The 15,547-nt window shown below is 40.3% G+C and carries 17 protein-coding genes; 8 read left to right on the top strand and 9 right to left on the bottom strand.

Annotated elements, in window-relative coordinates:
• The first annotated feature begins 94 nt into the window (after positions 1-94).
• Positions 95-1,006: a helix-turn-helix domain-containing protein gene (locus tag HMPREF1212_RS12435; protein ID WP_046149567.1), complete on the top strand. Its 912-nt coding sequence runs from the start codon at positions 95-97 to the stop codon at positions 1,004-1,006.
• Here HMPREF1212_RS12435 and HMPREF1212_RS12440 read toward each other — a convergent pair.
• From HMPREF1212_RS12440 to HMPREF1212_RS12450, 3 genes are all read right to left on the bottom strand, one after another.
• A complete protein-coding gene (locus tag HMPREF1212_RS12440; RefSeq protein WP_046150366.1) occupies positions 979-1,737 on the bottom strand; it encodes a helix-turn-helix transcriptional regulator in 759 nt (252 codons plus the stop codon). The genes HMPREF1212_RS12435 and HMPREF1212_RS12440 overlap by 28 nt on opposite strands.
• A gap of 4 nt (positions 1,738-1,741) precedes the next feature.
• Positions 1,742-2,638, bottom strand: coding sequence for a helix-turn-helix domain-containing protein (locus HMPREF1212_RS12445; RefSeq protein WP_028728325.1), 897 nt, complete (start codon positions 2,636-2,638; stop codon positions 1,742-1,744).
• 65 nt (positions 2,639-2,703) lie between these two features.
• A complete protein-coding gene (locus HMPREF1212_RS12450; RefSeq protein WP_082099877.1) occupies positions 2,704-3,210 on the bottom strand; it encodes a cupin domain-containing protein in 507 nt (168 codons plus the stop codon).
• A gap of 259 nt (positions 3,211-3,469) precedes the next feature.
• Here HMPREF1212_RS12450 and HMPREF1212_RS12455 point away from each other — a divergent pair, with 259 nt between their 5' ends.
• The 3 genes from HMPREF1212_RS12455 (at position 3,470) to HMPREF1212_RS12465 (ending at position 7,816) form a co-directional block, all read left to right on the top strand.
• Positions 3,470-4,024, top strand: a complete 555-nt coding sequence (locus HMPREF1212_RS12455; protein WP_046149568.1) for an RNA polymerase sigma-70 factor — start codon at positions 3,470-3,472, stop codon at positions 4,022-4,024.
• 74 nt (positions 4,025-4,098) lie between these two features.
• Positions 4,099-5,064, top strand: a complete 966-nt coding sequence (locus HMPREF1212_RS12460; RefSeq protein WP_046149569.1) for a FecR family protein — start codon at positions 4,099-4,101, stop codon at positions 5,062-5,064.
• 127 nt (positions 5,065-5,191) lie between these two features.
• Entirely contained in the window at positions 5,192-7,816 is a 2,625-nt protein-coding gene (locus HMPREF1212_RS12465) for a carboxypeptidase-like regulatory domain-containing protein (RefSeq protein WP_046149570.1), read from the top strand.
• A gap of 30 nt (positions 7,817-7,846) precedes the next feature.
• On the opposite strand, the gene HMPREF1212_RS12470 is transcribed toward HMPREF1212_RS12465, so the two are convergent.
• The 3 genes from HMPREF1212_RS12470 to HMPREF1212_RS12480 form a co-directional block, all read right to left on the bottom strand.
• Positions 7,847-8,764 carry a cation diffusion facilitator family transporter gene (locus tag HMPREF1212_RS12470; protein WP_046150367.1) on the bottom strand — a complete coding sequence of 306 codons (918 nt, stop codon included), beginning with the start codon at positions 8,762-8,764 and terminating at the stop codon, positions 7,847-7,849.
• Between the two features lie 59 nt (positions 8,765-8,823).
• The gene (locus HMPREF1212_RS12475; protein ID WP_046149571.1) at positions 8,824-9,468 is read right to left on the bottom strand and encodes a GNAT family N-acetyltransferase; all 645 of its coding nucleotides are present in this window, start codon (positions 9,466-9,468) and stop codon (positions 8,824-8,826) included.
• 90 nt (positions 9,469-9,558) lie between these two features.
• Positions 9,559-10,551, bottom strand: coding sequence for a helix-turn-helix transcriptional regulator (locus HMPREF1212_RS12480; RefSeq protein WP_046149572.1), 993 nt, complete (start codon positions 10,549-10,551; stop codon positions 9,559-9,561).
• Positions 10,552-10,646: 95 nt separating this feature from the next.
• Between HMPREF1212_RS12480 and HMPREF1212_RS12485 the strand changes: the two genes are divergently transcribed.
• The 3 genes from HMPREF1212_RS12485 (at position 10,647) to HMPREF1212_RS12495 (ending at position 12,502) form a co-directional block, all read left to right on the top strand.
• The gene (locus HMPREF1212_RS12485) at positions 10,647-11,180 is read left to right on the top strand and encodes an HXXEE domain-containing protein (RefSeq protein ID WP_046149573.1); all 534 of its coding nucleotides are present in this window, start codon (positions 10,647-10,649) and stop codon (positions 11,178-11,180) included.
• The gene (locus HMPREF1212_RS12490; RefSeq protein WP_046149574.1) at positions 11,158-11,649 is read left to right on the top strand and encodes a hypothetical protein; all 492 of its coding nucleotides are present in this window, start codon (positions 11,158-11,160) and stop codon (positions 11,647-11,649) included. The genes HMPREF1212_RS12485 and HMPREF1212_RS12490 overlap by 23 nt, the downstream gene beginning before the upstream one ends.
• Positions 11,650-11,767: 118 nt before the next feature.
• Positions 11,768-12,502, top strand: a complete 735-nt coding sequence (locus tag HMPREF1212_RS12495) for an AlkZ-related protein (protein WP_046149575.1) — start codon at positions 11,768-11,770, stop codon at positions 12,500-12,502.
• Between the two features lie 117 nt (positions 12,503-12,619).
• On the opposite strand, the gene HMPREF1212_RS12500 is transcribed toward HMPREF1212_RS12495, so the two are convergent.
• On the bottom strand, positions 12,620-13,054 hold the full coding sequence (locus tag HMPREF1212_RS12500; protein ID WP_046150368.1) for a DUF6078 family protein: 435 nt from the start codon (positions 13,052-13,054) through the stop codon (positions 12,620-12,622).
• Between the two features lie 240 nt (positions 13,055-13,294).
• On the opposite strand from HMPREF1212_RS12500, the gene HMPREF1212_RS12505 reads away from it, so the two are divergent.
• On the top strand, positions 13,295-13,813 hold the full coding sequence (locus tag HMPREF1212_RS12505) for a GNAT family N-acetyltransferase (protein ID WP_046149576.1): 519 nt from the start codon (positions 13,295-13,297) through the stop codon (positions 13,811-13,813).
• A gap of 42 nt (positions 13,814-13,855) precedes the next feature.
• Here HMPREF1212_RS12505 and HMPREF1212_RS12510 read toward each other — a convergent pair whose 3' ends face one another.
• Positions 13,856-14,419: a DapH/DapD/GlmU-related protein gene (locus HMPREF1212_RS12510; RefSeq protein ID WP_028728333.1), complete on the bottom strand. Its 564-nt coding sequence runs from the start codon at positions 14,417-14,419 to the stop codon at positions 13,856-13,858.
• 28 nt (positions 14,420-14,447) lie between these two features.
• Entirely contained in the window at positions 14,448-15,518 is a 1,071-nt protein-coding gene (locus tag HMPREF1212_RS12515; protein WP_046149577.1) for an alpha/beta hydrolase, read from the bottom strand.
• Between the last annotated feature and the right edge of the window lie 29 nt (positions 15,519-15,547).

A 15,547-nucleotide genomic window follows, 5' to 3' on the forward strand; every position in this document is an offset into this window, starting at 1 on the left:
TTACCACAGGTGAAATACAGAACAGCAAAGTAGTGAAATAGAACATCTTACTTGTCCTGTTATTCGCCAAATTTGCAGAAACAAAAAAGAATATATGGAAGAAGAACACATCAAAACCGTCAGGATAGAAGATTTTAAAGCCAATAAGCACATCATCGATTATATGGATGATGACTTTGCAGTAATAAATAGTCTGGAAGAGGCTCCAACCGGTAATGACACGGTACGATTGGAGTGTTTCCTTCTTGCTATCTGCGTAGAGGGATGCATTCAACTGGATATAAACCGTAAGACTTATCAGTTGGAAGACGGCGATCTACTGCTGGGTCTTCCCAATGCTATTATCAGCCATATCATGTTAAGCCCCAGGAATAAGATCAGGCTTGCCGGTTTCTCTACCCGCTTCCTGTATAACGTTCTTAAAATGGACAAAGTAACGTGGAATACAGCTGTCTACATCTATAATCACCCGATAAAACATGTTGGTGACAATAACAGCGAGATCTTCAATTATTATAGAGATCTGATCGTTGCAAAGATAAACGATGATCCGCATCATTACCATAGAGAGGTGATGCAGCATCTGTTTTCCGCACTCTTCTGTGAAATGCTGGGGGCTCTTAACAAGGAAGCTATCAGCCTTGGAGAGGTCGAACAGTCGAAAGAAGGAATTAAGCAGGCGGATTATATTTTCAGGAAGTTCATCGAAAAGGTGTCGGCAGACAATGGCATGCATCGCTCGGTTGCTTATTTCGCCGATGCTCTTTTCTACAGTCCCAAATATCTGTCGAAAGTAATCAAGAAGACATGTGGCAGAACACCGCTGGAGCTTATCAACGAAAATGCTATCGAACATATCAAACACCGTCTGAAACGTTCGGATAAGTCCATCAAAGAGATCGCCGAAGAATTCAACTTCCCCAACCAATCTTTCTTCGGTAAGTTCGTAAAGACCCATACAGGCATGTCGCCTGCACGTTATCGGGATACACCGACGGATACATGATTGATAGCTTCAATAGCATTGTTTGCATTGAGCTTCGTCAGGATATTCTTCCGGTGGTTGTTTACCGTATATATACTTATATTTAATCGATCTGCTATTTCCTTGCTTAATAAGCCCTGGCGGATCAGTTGCAGTATCTCTATTTCTCTTTTTGTAAGTGATTGGTTGTCATTATTGAAGATAGAAACCAGTTCTCCGCTTTTCATATCAAGGACGGAATATTTAACCGTATCCTGCGGCGTCTGGTCGGGAGCAATATCCATTACCCCCATAACGATCCAGGCTTTACCGTTCCGGTCTTGCTGGGTAACCTGATTACGGCTGACGACATTTATATATTGCCCTCTCGCATTGAGCATACGAAACTGGTAGATATTCCGGAAATCATTCCTTCTCTCTTCAGGCAGAGAGTAAATGAACCGGCTATGCCTAATCTGCAAATCAAGCATCCTGTCGCGGTCGTCCGGATGTATCCTGTCTTCCAAAAGATCGCCCTGCTTCTCTATCGTTCTTATATGCGACCGGTTATAACCAAAAATATCGGCAAAGCCATCTGAAGCAAAATCGTACCTTTCCTTATAGACATCTACCGTAAACAGGCAACTATGACTTATTTCAGCCATTTCCCGCAGGGCTTCCCTCCGCTTCGCCCATAGATCATAATCAACATCCTGACCCGACAGTTGCTGCCGGGCCCATAATTCACCAAGAGTATCTCTGGAAGAGGACATACTTTCAATTTTGAAATCTATATTCATTCGGAGAAGTACCCACACACTTCTTAAATAAGCGGGTAAAATGTTGCGGGTATTTGAAGCCCAGTTCGTAAGCGATCTCACTGATCGATTTGCTGGTATCCATAACTTTCTCTTTGGCCATATCGATCAGCATCAGTTGTATGTGCTCCTGTGCTGATTTACCTGTTTCTTTCTTGATCAGGTCACCCAGATAGTTTGCCGAAAGATGCAACTGCTCCGCACAATACTGGACGGACGGTAACCCGATCTCCTGCGGCTTGTCCGACAGGAAATAATCATTTAATATCTTTTCGAACTTCGATAAGGTATCTTTGTTCACATTCTCACGAGTTATGAACTGGCGGTCATAGAAACGCAGGCAATAATTAAGCAACAGCTCAATATTGGAAACGATCAGCATCTTACTGTGTTTATCAATTCCCCGATGAAGTTCCAATTCTATATTCTTCAGGCAATCGATCACGATCTGCCGTTCCTGTTCCGATAAATGAAGTGCTTCATAGACTTCATAAGAGAAGAAATTGTAATTCTTTATATTGCGTCCGAGCGTAGTTCCCCGTATCAGGTCGGGATGAAACAACAACGCCCATCCTTTCGGTACCAGAACCTCTCCGTTATCTTCCACACCCACTACCTGGCCGGGGCCGGTAAAAACCATTGTTCCCTCCTGGTAGTCATAATAATTGCGGCCGTATTGCAAATCGCCACACTTCACCTCTTTCAGAAAGACTGCATAAAAGCCGTAAATCATCCGGGCACGTCTTATACCGGGTACTTTCGAAAAGTCAATCACGCTGACCAACGGATGCAGCGTCTCCTGCCCCATCCGGTCATTATACTGGTAGATATGATCCATTTTTTCTATTTTAGCCATCGTCTTCCTTTTTAGATGTTTCAGTACAAAGTTAATCGTTTTTTGTTATATCTATCAGACTTCGATTATTTTACAGCTTCCGCATATTCAGTATCAGTCACTTCTCCCAGCCATTCCGCACTGTTTTCGCTTACTTTCGGAGTGATACCGATATGCGTAAAACGGCTGTCGGGTGCTGCGCCATGCCAGTGGACGGTATTGGCTGGGATATTTACCACATCACCGGGTTGCAAACGTTGGGCAGGCTTGCCTTTTTCCTGGTAATAACCGATACCTTCGGTGCAAAGCAGGATCTGTCCTATTGCGTGGGAGTGCCAGTTATTACGGGTTCCGGGGGCAAATGTCACATTATAAATGTTACAATCATATTCCGGTTGCGTGGAAAGCATTTTCAGCCAGGCATCACCGATAAAGTTTGCTGTAATGGGATTACCCAGTCCCAAGACGGGTTCTTTTGTTTTATCTTCCATTGTTTCTACTGTTTTATTATTATTACTTTTGTTTTCACTATTACAGATATTCACGGCAAAGAATGCCATACAGATCAGGATAATTACCGAATTCTTTCTCATATATTCTTTATTTATTAGATAGTACAAATATAGAGGAATAACAGCAATGAGATTGTAGATAAATTACAGATATTTATACCTATATTACGGATTGAGCCTTTATTAGCTCAATCAGCGGGAAGTATATGGTACGCGCTCGATAGCTGTCGACAGGTTTTAGGATTGTATATAAATAGCTATTTACATTAAGATTTCAAAAAGTTGTTTTCTATCCGGCGAATAATTACTTCTTTTGTTTCCTGTATAGAGAGGTTGATTAATGAGCGGTAACAGAATTGACATAAAAACACTTGAGGCTTTACGGGAGGGAAACCATAAAGCCTTTGAGACCGTTTTTATAAACTATTACAATAAAACGAAAGCACTTATATACGGATATATCAAATCCGAATCCGATGCTGAAGAATTGGCTGAAGATATATTCGTAAACCTTTGGATCAACCATAAATCAATTAATACTTTAAAATCCTTCGATGCGTGGCTGCATACGATCGCCCGCAATGCAGCTATCAACTTTCTCAACCACAAATATATCCACTTGGCTTACACAAACGACTTTCAAAGCGAAGAAAGTAATTATTCTTCAGAAGAAGACCTGATTGCAAAGGAACTCGGCCTACTGATCGACGATATTGTCGGAAAAATGCCCAAACAGCGCAAACAGATTTATATCCTTAGCCGGAATGAAGGACTAAGCAATACGGAAATAGCAGAACGACTGAACACCACAAAAAGAAATGTCGAAAGCCAGCTAAGCCTTGCCCTGAAAGAGATACGAAAGGCTATTTCTACTTTCATATTCTCCTTATTTTGATTTTTCTCAAAAATCTTTCTTTTTCTCACTGAGCTTTTCCTCTGTCGACTGTATATATATAAAAGTATAGTACAATGGAGAAAAATAACATCGCAATAATTATCAAACGATTTCTATCAGGCCGCTTCCCTGAGAAAACAGAAGAAAGAGTACAGAGGTGGATTATTGCAGATGAAAACACAAAAGAAAAAGAAGCAGCCTCGTTAGAATATTGGAACGAACTGAATACTGAAATCAATTCGGATACCTATTCAGCTTTAAAGCGGGTAAATCAGAGGATCGGATATACAAAGAGTCAAACAGCATATATTCCGTACCACCAAAAACTTTTACGGATCGCAGCCGTACTTATCCCCTTGTTCATAATGGCCGGTGGATATCTATATTATACCCGGGATAAACTGATAGAAATTTCCGTAGCCTACGGAGAAACCAGGCACTTATTCTTACCAGACAGCTCCGAAATATGGATAAACTCCGGATCGAGTATAAAATATCCAAAGGTATTTACCGATGACCAAAGACAGATATATCTCAAAGGAGAAGCCTATTTCTCTGTTAAAAAGAATCCGGCAAAACCTTTTATCGTAAAAACCGAACCACTTTCCGTTAAAGTTCTCGGAACCAAATTCAACGTTAAAGCCTATCCCGGCGATGAAAACGTAACGACCACCCTTACCAGCGGAAAGGTAGAAGTCTTTACCTCATTACAGGAAAGTCAAATACTCAGGCCGAATGAGCAACTGACATATAACATCAATACCTCAGCCATGAATATCGAACAGGTATTGCCAGTAGAAACCGACGCTTGGTTAGTGGGACAAATCCTATTCATCAATTCATCATTCAATGAAATAAAACAAACATTGGAAAGACATTTCAATGTCACAATCGATGATAAGACAGCTATTCCGGCATCCAGATCCTACACTGTCAAATTTTTGAAAGGGGAAACTCTTACCGAGATACTCGATGTATTGAAAGATGTCGTCGGCTTCACCTATCGGCAACAAGGAGAAAAGATAGTATTAAGTAAATAAGAAACAACAAATGCCTATGAATAAAAAGAACCGGGAAGCAGCTTGAGACCCTCTCCCCGATTCTGAAATATCGAACCTCATTACAATGTGAAGTAAAATGAAGTATCAACAATACAAATATAACATAATGGATCGAATTAAATCAATAAAACTACTCTACAGGTTTGTCATTTTATTATTTTTCGTTTTTCTCCCTTTCGGGATTACCGCCCAGAACAAAGAGAAGAAAATTTCAATACAAAACAAAAGCATATCCATAAAAGATGCTTTCTCTGAAATTGAACAACAAACGGATTACAGCATAGCTTACGAACAACCGGCATTGGATCTGAGTAAAAAGATATCTCTTTCCCTGAAAGAAGTTGATATCGATAAAGTATTGACACATATATTGAAAAATGAACAATACACTTATAAGAAAAACGGCTATCATATCATCATCTACCCTTCCACTCACAAAGAAGCCCCGAACATCCCCCAAAACGAAAGACCTGTGCAAACGATACGGGGAACTGTTACCGACTCCAAAAGTAATACACCAGTCGAATTTGCGACAGTAAGTATTGTAGCACATCCCTCTTTAGGAGCTATCACGGATAGCCTGGGAGAATTCCAGATAAAAAATGTACCTGTCGGACGGTATAATATACAGACCTCTTATATGGGATATAATACCAATATCGTCAATGAAGTGCTCGTTACCTCATCTAAAGAAATACAGTTGGATATCTCGTTAAAAGAAAACGTTCACCAGTTGAATGAGATCGTAGTCCATCCCGAAGTCAAAAAGGCGGAACCCGTCAATCCGATGGCGATCACCGGAGGACGTATGATAAGCATGGAAGAAGCCAGTCGGTTTGCCAATGGGTTCGATGATCCGGCACGCCTGAGTTCCGCCTTTGCCGGTGTGGCAGGAGATGTCGGGACAAATGCAATTGCTATCCGGGGTAATGCACCACAATACACACAGTGGCGGCTCGAAGGTGTTGAGATACCTAATCCTACCCATTTTGCAGATATCGCAGGATTGGGTGGTGGTATCCTGTCGGCATTAAGCACACAAGTCATCGGTAACTCCGATTTTTATAACGGCGCATTCCCGGCCGAATACAGCAATGCCTTATCAGGAGTCTTTGATATGCACATGCGCAACGGAAACAATCAGAAATATGAACATGCTTTCCAGGTTGGATTGATGGGGATCGATTTAGCATCAGAAGGCCCGATCAGTAAGAAGCAAGGGAGTTCTTATCTCTTCAATTACCGACTATCTACAACCAGTCTGGCCAGTGGTGGCCAAAGTAATCTGAAATATCAGGATCTATCATTCAAGCTTAACTTTCCGACTAAAAAGGCCGGAACTTTCTCTATCTGGGGATTAGGATTGATTGACAGGAACAAAGCAGATGCGGAGGAGCGCGCGAAGTGGGAAACACAGGCAGATCGGCAATCTGCCGAAAATAAGATAGAAAAATTAGTCGGTGGAATAACCCACAAATATTTTATCGATGAGAATACTTATCTACGTTCTTCTTTGTCTGCCACTTATTCAAAAGACAGAATATCGGCCGATCAGGAAACTTTGGATGGTCAATCAATACATGTCGGAGATATACAAAACAGGAAATGGGATATCCTGTTCAATTCATATATAAATAAGAAGTTCAATTCGAAACACACCAACAGGTCAGGCATTGCAATTACCGGATTGAACTATGATCTCGATTATAAAGTCAGTCCTAACTTCGGACTGGATAGGCCGATGGAACAGATATCCAAAGGAAATGGAAAAAGTATGGTTCTGTCCGCTTTCAGTTCCTCGGTAATCGATATCAGCCATCATGTGACAGCTAGCATAGGCATCACTACCCAATATTTTGCACTTAATGAAAACTGGTCGGTTGAACCGAGACTTGCTTTGAAATGGGAACCTGTAGACAATCACTCTTTTTCTGTTGCTTACGGTTTACATAGCCGTAGAGAAAAATTAGATTACTATTTTATTGAACAGGATCTCAACGGTAAAAAGATAACTAATAAATACCTGGATTTTTCAAAAGCACATCATTTTGGCTTCAGTTATGACTGGAACATTAAATCCAATCTACATGTAAAAATCGAACCTTACTATCAATATTTATATAACATCCCCGTCGAAGCAAATTCCTCTTTCTCGCTGATCAACCATGAGGACTTCTATCTGGATAGAATATTGACGAATAAAGGGGCAGGTAAAAACTATGGTATCGATATTACATTGGAACAATATATGACAAACGGATTTTACTATATGCTGACAGGTTCCCTCTTCAAATCAAAATACAAAGGAGGAGACAATACCTGGCGGAATACAAGAATGGATAGAAGCTTCCTACTAAATGCCTTGGCCGGAAAAGAATGGATGGTTGGCAAACGGAAACAAAATATGTTCAGTGTGAACGCCCGTTTGTTCTTTCATGGCGGCGATCGTTATACTCCGGTCGATGAAGAGAAAACAAATGAAGAACATGATATCATATTCGATGAGTCCAAAGCCTTCAGTAAGAAATTCAGTCCTGTTCTGAATGGAGACATTTCAGTTAATTACAGAATAAATAAACGTAAACTTTCCCATGAGTTCTCATTGAAGTTGCTCAATGTCGGCATACGAACAGGAATGCATTTCTATCAATATAATGAGAAAACAAATAAGATAAAGAAGGAAGACGGTACGGGTTTGATCCCTAATATAAGTTATAAATTATATTTCTGAGTCCTTATAGATATGAATTCAAAAAATTCGTTATTCCACCATATCTTTATCTATTCCGAATTTCTCGTCTGTCTGACATTTTCCGGCAGGTTCCACATGGACTAGTATATCATATACATTGTCTATCGAATTCTCGATGCTTTTCTCTACAGCATCGGCAATCTCGTGGGCTTGCATGAGTGTCATCTGGGGGTCGACTTCTATGTCGAGGGTGATATTATACAGGTTCCCTATCATCCTCGATCTGACCCGGTGGGGATTGCCTGCACCGGGCACTTTCTCCACGGCTTCGAATATCTTATTATAGATGTTGACGTCTTTCACGCCATCCATCAGTTCGACATTGGAGTCCATGAAAATACCGATAGATGATTTTATAATGAACAGGCTTATTATCAATCCGGTAACCGAGTCGAGTATCGGCAGTTTAAAGATAAACGTGAATATCAATCCAAGCAGAACACCGGATGAGATAACCACGTCGTTACGCATATTGACCGCGTTTGCCGTCAGCATCGAGCTATTGATTTTCTTTCCTTGCCGATACTGATACAATGCCAGCAAAAGCTTGCCGATAATAGAAAATACCGTTACATAGATAGCTACGGGAGCGGGAATTTCTTTTACCTCGTCCGAAAAGATACTTTCAATGGAGGATAACAGCATCTGCACGCCGGCATAAAAGATCACGAGCGAGAGTATCTTGGTCGCAATGCTTTCCGCTTTCTCATATCCGAACACGTATTTCTTGGAAGGCGGACGGCTCATGATACGTGCCGTGAAGATCATAACAATGGATATGATCACATCGGTAGCCGAATCGATACCGTCACCCAATACGGCTAAACTTCCGGCCAACAAACCGACAATTATTTTCGATACGGAAAGTATGGCATTACCAATTGTACTGATCCACGAGGTTCTTATTAATATTTTCTCTCGTGACAGGTCGGAATTATTAGCTTTCATAAGTTACAGGAATAAGTTTTTATTAGTATTTTAAATAGTCAAGCCTCTCTTCGCATAACCACAATCTCATTGAAACGTTTTTGCGATGGAGTGCCGGTGATCTTTTCTTTCAGAGGAAAATTTTTGTCAAATTCTATGGCGGCAGCTTCATCTATTTCATATATCGGGTCCTCAAAATAACGGCCTTTTGCATCGGCTAAAGCTCCTTCGTATAACTCACAAACATGAAGCGCGGTGGCATACATATTATCACCAGTCCGAATCCCTAACGTTTCAGCCGGCACAAAACCCTGTCGCAAGTAGTAATCCGGATCACCACATAACAGAATAGCACGGAAACCCATTTCACGGGCCAGCTGTCTGGTATATTCGATCATTCGTCCGCCAATCCCTTTACTCTGGTATTCCGGAAGAACGGCTATCGGCCCCAGACTCAACACTTCATAATCGTTTCCATTGTCTGCCCGAATGATTGATTTTGCATAGACTATATTTCCAACTATTTTGTCATCAACTACAGCTACAACATTCAGTTCCGGCACAAATGCAGGACTATCGCGCATAATATGGAGCAGATAGTGTTCATCACATCCGGGAGAGAAATGGTTCCAGAATGCTTCACGTACTACATTTTCTGTTTCTCTATAATCCGAAAGCTGCTCTAATCTAAGATGAATATTCATATAAATGCTATATTATTTTATAAACTATCAGGTATGCTAAAACAAAGTTATGGAAATTCGTTATCCCACAACTATATTTAGAAGAAATATTTATGATCTATAGTCTGATGGTTGCCCTTTAAAATGTTTTTGAAAGAATTTATTAAATGCACTCTGCGATTCAAAACCCAATAGAAAAGCGACTTCCGAGAGGGAAATATCTTCAGCAAGATACTTACAGGCTAATTCAGACCTGACTTTATCCAGTATATTCTGATACGAAGTATTTTCCGAAAGTAACTTCCGCTGCAATGTCCGTCCGCTCATATTCAAACTCCGGGCAGTTTCTTTCAGGCTCAGATTAATGCCGGGAATAGCTTGTAATAAATAGTTACGGACTTTTGAGGAGACACTGTGTTTCTGTTCCTTCTTCTGAAGTTCAGCAATCAGGCGTTCAGCAATCAAAAGCATTTCAAAATTGGCATTAATCACGGAATAATCAGTTATATTCCTTTCAAATGCCATAACAAATGTCTTTCCAAACTCAACAGGACATTTTAGCAATTCTTCCAACAAATCCGGAGTAGACATAGCTGGAAAAGGAGTAGTCACATAAACAGGAGTAATATGCTTGCCTGTCAAAGCATACATCAATTGCAAAATTATACCATATTGCGATTCATAGATATGTCGCGTTACTGACGGATAAAGTTCTTCAAACTCTTCCGAAACCGTCATAACATGATAAAGATACCGTTCGTCAACATAATGAGAAAAACGGCATATCGTATTTACCGCCGAAGCATAAAGCAATGATTTATTAAATACATCTCCCAACGTCCGGCAATTCTGGTAAATATTAAGTATCACCCCCATTATCGACACAGGAAACCGAAACCCCATTTCAAGGCCTATTCTGATATCAGGCTTTTGCCCGATCACATATTCAATGAAACGGGCAATAATTGCCGCATCTATTTGATTCGTTGTATTGTCGAGTAATTTACTGTCTAATGGTAAAGCATTAAGTACTTCCGCTTCACTCAATCCGAACGAAACAACCTGACGTAACATTATATTGAATGTTCCTGCTGTTATATACATATATTTCACATTGGCGTGATCGGACAAAAATATGGCTTAATATTCAAATCTCCAAAAGACCGGAGACATAACTTTGCAACCAAAATTCAAAATCAATGAATAATTCAGAAATTATAATCTATCTGCTGCCATTCGTCTTTATAATACATGATTTCGAAGAGATTATAGGGTTCAAAACATGGTTTGTCATAAACGGAGAATGGCTTTCCTCCCGATTCCCTAAATTAGAAAAACAGGTCATACATTTCAAACGGCTATCGACTGAATCCTTCGCTTTCGCCGTATTGGAAGAGTTTATAATCATAGTTCTTGCAACTATATTGGCGTTACTTTTTCAATGGTATTATGCATGGATTGCTACATTTACAGTATTCGGATTCCATATTATAATACATATTATCCAATGGTTAATTGCCGGAAGATATATCCCTGTAATAGTCACCTCACTCCTGTCTGTGCCTTATATTATTTTAGGAATGAACATGATTTTTACCTCATTCTCTTTATTCGAAATCATTACATGTTTCCTGACAGGTTTACCTATTGCAATAATAAACCTACTCACAATTCATAAACTAATGATTAAATTAGATAAACATCTGAAAAATGAAAACAGTAAAATTAATTGACAAAGAAGGCGTTACTAGAAACGGACGCAAAGTTGTTGTATCAACTACTTTCAACACCGACATTACTGATATTTGGCAACGAGTACAAAATGTATCTACTTTGACTGAAATCTGTAAACCAATGGCTAAGTTCTCTCCATGTAACGGTATAATGCCAAAAGTCTGGGATATTGGTAAAAAATATACTTTCAAATTTTATTTACATGGCATTATACCAATGGGGATACATACAATCTGCATTGAAAGTATGGACGAGAATAAACATGAAATACAATCCAGGGAATATAATACTTTTGTTCCGGTCTGGAATCATCTGGTTAGAATGGAAACAATCAATAAAAACACAGTTCGATATACAGACGAAATAGATATTTACGCTAATAATGGATTAACCGGATTGATTGCCTGGTGGACAGTTCATTTTTATAAACATAGGCAAAAGAAATGGCATTTGTTATTAAACAAATAGTCCGAAAGCGGAGTTACCAGCCATTAAAGGTAACTCCGTAATAAGTCTACTCTACACATCAAACTATCTTTGCCATATAATAACATATGGTTTAAGCATTATTTCATATATTTGCTGCATGACAAAGATTAATCGCTGTGAAGATTTAGAGAAGCTCGTTGCAAAGATGGGATTTTTACCCTTCTTTGCGAATGGCATTGAGGATTTTTCCATTGAAGAATTTACTCCGCAGGAATTATGGTTTTCCGATGAAGAAGAGGGGCCGTGGGAATGGAAAGGGCCTGTTATCCGAAATTTTAATTGTGCTTACGGAAAACTCTTTCAGAAGAAAGCAGGGTTTGTCAGCATGGAATGGTTTCCGGAACTTGTAAACTACAGGCGTGCTACGTACAATCTGAAAGCGGAACCTTTACAAAGTATGGGTAACGTTATTTATAAGACAGTCACAGAGCATGAGTCCCTCCTATCTAAAGAGATAAAAGCGTTGTGCGGTTACAAGAAGCAGCCGGTCAAAAGAAGTGTCAATCCGTTCGATTCATGGGAGACAAGCGAAACACAGGCTTTACTTAAAAAGACAAAAACCAAAGGAGATGGATTTGAAACAGTCATAACCCGGCTGCAAATGGGAACATGGCTCGTTGTGGCTGATTTCGAATACCGATATGACAAAAAGGGAGAACCTTACGGATGGGGTATCGCCAGATATACAACGCCGGAAGTACTGTTCGGCAAAGAAAAAGTACAGGCTGCCGGCAACCGGTCACCGGAAGAGTCAAAACAACGCTTGATAGATTACCTCACACAATCATTGCCGCAAGCAACACCGGAGCAAATTCTGAACATACTAAAGTAAAAGTGCACTACGTAGCGCACAATTGTGCCACTACGAGTGCACTTTTGTGCCACAGGCACTGCACAACTGTGCCAAGCGTATGGCACAGTTGTCTATCTTAGTATAAAAAGAGGTGAACTACCAAGCGTAATCTTCTATATAGGCATCAAACTTTTGGGGTTCAGTCACGCCACATCTTTTGAGGATGTTCTGTATCGATTTCTGTTCTTCAGGAGAAAGTTGGCGTTCTCCATTGCGAACCCGGTAATAAGATCTTCTACCAAACAAATTCATCAAATGAGAGACAACGTCTTTCATCTGACTATAAGGCATATTATCCAACATATTCTTCAAACCCCGAGCATAGCTGTTTTTTGCATCGGAACGATAATGAGGACAATCGCCTTCTAATGTAGTTTGATATTTAGGGCTGATAATTGTCCAATATTCCACATTGTCCGGGATCTGTCGCTCCACCAACTGCCGTAAACAGGTGGCTGCTTTAGGGCATTCCCGTTTAAGACATAAAGCATAGTTAAAAGGCATTGTCTGAAAATTGTGTTCTTTTTCCATGATATAAATAAGGTGTTTAATAGATACTAGTGCTATCGGAAACATTCAATAACCGTATAAAGGTAGGCATTATTTTTATGGGGATCAGTAAAAATGGTAGATAATATGGTAATCTGCCTATGGATTCTCTTTTGTATGGGTATGAGTTTTGTACCTTTCTGATATTTACTAACTTTGAAGAGATAACAAATACAAAAACAGGAGCTTACATAGTAAAATCGCTTCAAAAGCAATAAGTCAATGATAATAAATAACAACGAAATTGTAATAAAACCTATCCAGGAAGAAGATATTCCATTATTTGATAAATGGCTAGATAAAGAATATATAAAAAAATGGTTTGGAGAAAAAGAGGATTGGCTAAACGAAATAAATGAGAGGAATGGACAATACAGTTTTTTAAAACACTTTATTGTTTACTATAACGACCGGAAAATAGGATATTGTCTTTATGCTGATTGCTTTTTTCTAAAAAGTCTGGAAGAAGAAGGACACGATTTTCAGGAGATGTATGGAGATGTGGCAGAACAAAATCACACTTATGAAATCGGATATCTGATTGGTGAAGAAGAGTTCTTAAATCGGGGTATCGGAAAAAGAATCATTCAGATACTGGAAGATAGAATTATTGAAATCGGCGGAAAAGAAATAGCCGCAGACCCGGCGGAAGAAAATATTATTTCAATAAAGGCACTCCTAAGTAATGGTTTTAAGAAAAAAAGCGACGGAGACTACAGGAAAATCTGCAAAATGCGATAAAGATGATTTCCACAGTAAACTACCGTGGAAATCGTTCTGTCCTTACTCTATATTACGGATATATTTGGCAGGAACGCCACCCACAACCGTATTTGCCGCCACATCTTTCGTAACCACCGCACCGGCAGCTATGATGGCGTTATCACCGACCGTCACTCCTTGAAGAATAGTCGAATTGGCGCCTACCCATACATTCCGCCCCAATACAATAGGGGCAGGATGCATCGAAGCTCGTTTTTCCGGATTGAAATCGTGATTGAGCGTGGCGAATACTACATTATGTCCGATCAGGCATCCATCTCCTAATGTTATGCCTCCATGATCCTGAAAATGGCAACAGGCGTTGATAAAAACATTCTTACCTATGGTCATGTTCTTGCCGAAGTCCGTGTAAAACGGAGGAAAAACACGGAAAGAGGGCTCTACCGGCTTGCCGAACAGTTTGGCAAACAATACCCGAAGCTCGTCCTGAGTATGATAAGAACCGTTTAGTTCAAAAGTGATACGCCGCGCTTCATCGCTCATTTCATCCATGAAACGACTGATTTCAGGTGTATCGAGTGGCCTGCCCTCTTTTACATGTTCCAAAAAATTATCGAGTGTCATTTGCTTCTATTTTGTAAGAGTTATTTTATTATTTGAGATATTCACGAAAGAACTGTTCAAGTTTGTCGAACGGAATGATATTCATTCGGTCGTACAAATCCGTATGATTTGCATCGGGGATAATCAATAGTTCCTTGTTATCACCTTTCAACTTCTTGAACGCATCCTCGCTGAAATAACGTGAATGTGCCTTCTCTCCGTGAATCATCAATACCGCACTACGGATTTCATCGCTATATGATAGTATCGGCATATTGATAAATGAGAGTGATGAAGTCTTATTCCAGCCACCATTCGAGTTAAGCGAACGCTTATGGTAACCACGCTGAGTTTTATAATAGCTGTGATAATCCTTCAGAAATTGGGGAGCGTCGGAGGGTAACGGATCCACGACTCCTCCGGCAAGGGCATACATCCCGTTTCTGTAATCTTCCGTGCGTTGTGCATTAAGCTGTTTGCGAAGTTCATAACGTGCATCGGCATCCATTGCATCGAAATAGCCATTGGCATTTACACGGCTCATGTCGTACATCGTTGAAGTGACGGTCGCTTTGATACGTGTATCGATAGCAGCCGCATTGAGCGCCATACCGCCCCATCCACAAATACCAAGAATACCGATACGTTCCGCATCCACATCGTCGCGGGTGGAAAGATAGTCAACCGCCGCACTAAAATCCTCCGTATTGATATCCGGGGAAGCGACGTAACGGGGTTCACCACTACTCTCGCCGGTATAAGACGGATCGAAAGCGATGGTAAGGAAACCACGTTCCGCCAAAGTCTGCGCATATAAACCCGATGACTGTTCTTTCACCGCCCCGAACGGGCCGCTCACAGCGATAGCCGGTAACTTACCTCCGGCATTTTTCGGAATATACAGATCGGCAGCAAGAGTAATGCCGTACCGGTTGTGGAAAGTCACTTTCGTGTGATTCACCTTATCACTCTGCAGGAACACCTTGTCCCACTCTTCTGTTAAATTCAAATTCTTTTCCATACTATCGTTATTTAAATGATTGTCTGCCGCAAATAGATTTGCCGTGATGCAAAGACATACAGCCATTGCCATACACTTGTTTTTCAATATTTCCTTCATCTGGTTTATTATTTATGTTCATAAGGCAA

This window comes from Parabacteroides sp. HGS0025 (genome assembly GCF_000969845.1).
GTDB classification, from domain to species: Bacteria; Bacteroidota; Bacteroidia; order Bacteroidales; family Tannerellaceae; genus Parabacteroides; species Parabacteroides gordonii.

Excerpts from the sequence above, each read along its gene's own strand:
- HMPREF1212_RS12445 (WP_028728325.1), bottom strand. The coding sequence starts at position 2,638 with ATGGCTAAAATAGAAAAAATGGATCATATCTACCAGTATAATGACCGG.
- HMPREF1212_RS12460 (WP_046149569.1), top strand. The coding sequence starts at position 4,099 with ATGGAGAAAAATAACATCGCAATAATTATCAAACGATTTCTATCAGGC.
- HMPREF1212_RS12480 (WP_046149572.1), bottom strand. The coding sequence starts at position 10,551 with ATGTATATAACAGCAGGAACATTCAATATAATGTTACGTCAGGTTGTT.
- HMPREF1212_RS12500 (WP_046150368.1), bottom strand. The coding sequence starts at position 13,054 with ATGGAAAAAGAACACAATTTTCAGACAATGCCTTTTAACTATGCTTTA.
- HMPREF1212_RS12450 (WP_082099877.1), bottom strand. The coding sequence starts at position 3,210 with ATGAGAAAGAATTCGGTAATTATCCTGATCTGTATGGCATTCTTTGCC.
- HMPREF1212_RS12485 (WP_046149573.1), top strand. The coding sequence starts at position 10,647 with ATGAATAATTCAGAAATTATAATCTATCTGCTGCCATTCGTCTTTATA.
- HMPREF1212_RS12435 (WP_046149567.1), top strand. The coding sequence starts at position 95 with ATGGAAGAAGAACACATCAAAACCGTCAGGATAGAAGATTTTAAAGCC.
- HMPREF1212_RS12440 (WP_046150366.1), bottom strand. The coding sequence starts at position 1,737 with ATGTCCTCTTCCAGAGATACTCTTGGTGAATTATGGGCCCGGCAGCAA.
- HMPREF1212_RS12510 (WP_028728333.1), bottom strand. The coding sequence starts at position 14,419 with ATGACACTCGATAATTTTTTGGAACATGTAAAAGAGGGCAGGCCACTC.
- HMPREF1212_RS12505 (WP_046149576.1), top strand. The coding sequence starts at position 13,295 with ATGATAATAAATAACAACGAAATTGTAATAAAACCTATCCAGGAAGAA.
- HMPREF1212_RS12490 (WP_046149574.1), top strand. The coding sequence starts at position 11,158 with ATGAAAACAGTAAAATTAATTGACAAAGAAGGCGTTACTAGAAACGGA.
- HMPREF1212_RS12475 (WP_046149571.1), bottom strand. The coding sequence starts at position 9,468 with ATGAATATTCATCTTAGATTAGAGCAGCTTTCGGATTATAGAGAAACA.
- HMPREF1212_RS12515 (WP_046149577.1), bottom strand. The coding sequence starts at position 15,518 with ATGAAGGAAATATTGAAAAACAAGTGTATGGCAATGGCTGTATGTCTT.
- HMPREF1212_RS12465 (WP_046149570.1), top strand. The coding sequence starts at position 5,192 with ATGGATCGAATTAAATCAATAAAACTACTCTACAGGTTTGTCATTTTA.
- HMPREF1212_RS12495 (WP_046149575.1), top strand. The coding sequence starts at position 11,768 with ATGACAAAGATTAATCGCTGTGAAGATTTAGAGAAGCTCGTTGCAAAG.
- HMPREF1212_RS12455 (WP_046149568.1), top strand. The coding sequence starts at position 3,470 with ATGAGCGGTAACAGAATTGACATAAAAACACTTGAGGCTTTACGGGAG.